The following is a 1285-nucleotide window of genomic DNA, read 5'->3' on the forward strand; positions in this document are numbered from 1 at the left end:
CATGCCGAAATAGGCGGCATGGCCGAACGAGAGCAGGCCGCCATATCCAAGGAGAAGATTGAAGGCGAGGGCGAACAGCGCGAAGCACAGCACCTTCATCACGAAGACGGGATAGGCGACGAAGGGCGCGACCACGAGCACCGCGGCAATCGCGATGAACAGGTTGCGGTGCAGGCGCGCCGTGCCGTCATCGGTCTCGCTCAGTGTGAGGCCGGAGGCGGGGGCGCCGGTCGAGGCAAGGTCGGTCATGCTCTTATCCTTGCTTTGCGAGAGTCAGTGGGCGCGGCCGAACAGGCCGGCGGGCTTCACCAGCAGCACCAGCACCATGACGATGAAGATCACGGTCGAAGAGGCCTCGGGATAGAACACCTTGGTCAGGCCCTCGATCAGTCCCAGTGCGTAGCCGGTGACGATCGCGCCCATGATCGAGCCCATGCCGCCGATCACCACAACCGCGAAGACGACGATCAGAAGATCGGCTCCCATGTTGGGATTGACCGAGTAGATCGGCGCCGCCAGCACGCCGGCGAAGGCGGCGAGCGCGACGCCGAAGCCGTAGGTCAGCGTCACCAGGAGCGGCACGTTGATACCCAGTGCCTGGGTCAGGATCGGGTTCTCGGTGGCGGCGCGCAGATAGGCGCCGAGCCTGGTCTTCTCGATCAGGAACCAGGTGCCAAGGCAGACCACGAGCGAGGCGACGATCACCCAGGCGCGATAGGTCGGCAGGAACATGAAGCCGAGATTGTAGCCGCCACGCAGTTCGGCCGGAATGGCGTAGGGCAGGCCCGACGAGCCGTATTGGTTGCGGAACAGACCCTGGATGATCAGAGCCAGGCCGAAGGTCAGCAGCAATCCGTAGAGATGATCCATCTGCGCGATCCGGCGCAGGAAAACCTGTTCCAGCACCACTCCGACCGCGCCGACGACGAAAGGGGCCAATAGCAGGGAGACCCAGTAGTTGAGGCCGAGATAATTCAGTCCCATCCAGGCGACGAAGGCGCCCATCATGTAGAGCGCGCCATGGGCGAAGTTGGCGATGTTCAGAAGCCCGAAGATCACCGCCAGCCCGAGGCTGAGGATGGCGTAGAACGAGCCGTTGATCAGGCCGAGAAGGATCTGGCCGAATAGCGCCTGCGGAGGAATACCGAGCAGTTCGAACATGTCTCAGACCCCCAGATAGCGATGCAGCTTGTCGATATTGGCGTCGAGTTCGGCATTGGGGATCATGTCGATGACCTTGCCTTGCTCGACCACGTAGTGCCGGTCGGCGACCGTCTGGGCGAAG

Annotated in this window: 1 protein-coding gene and 2 pseudogenes; all 3 read right to left on the reverse strand. The window is 62.7% G+C overall.

Going from position 1 to position 1285, the window contains the following annotated elements; translation table 11 throughout:
- Nucleotides 1–249 (reverse strand): annotated as a pseudogene (locus WFK61_RS25990) (branched-chain amino acid ABC transporter permease); the annotation flags it as partial.
- A 24-nt stretch (nt 250–273) separates the two neighbouring features.
- Nucleotides 274–1161 (reverse strand): branched-chain amino acid ABC transporter permease, encoded by an 888-nt coding sequence (locus WFK61_RS25995; protein ID WP_336814937.1) that lies wholly within the window; start codon nt 1159–1161, stop codon nt 274–276.
- A gap of 3 nt (nt 1162–1164) precedes the next feature.
- Nucleotides 1165–1285, reverse strand: a pseudogene (locus WFK61_RS26000) (ABC transporter ATP-binding protein); the annotation flags it as partial.

This window comes from Allobosea sp. MMO-172 (assembly GCF_037147855.1).
Taxonomy (GTDB): Bacteria; Pseudomonadota; Alphaproteobacteria; order Rhizobiales; family Beijerinckiaceae; genus Allobosea.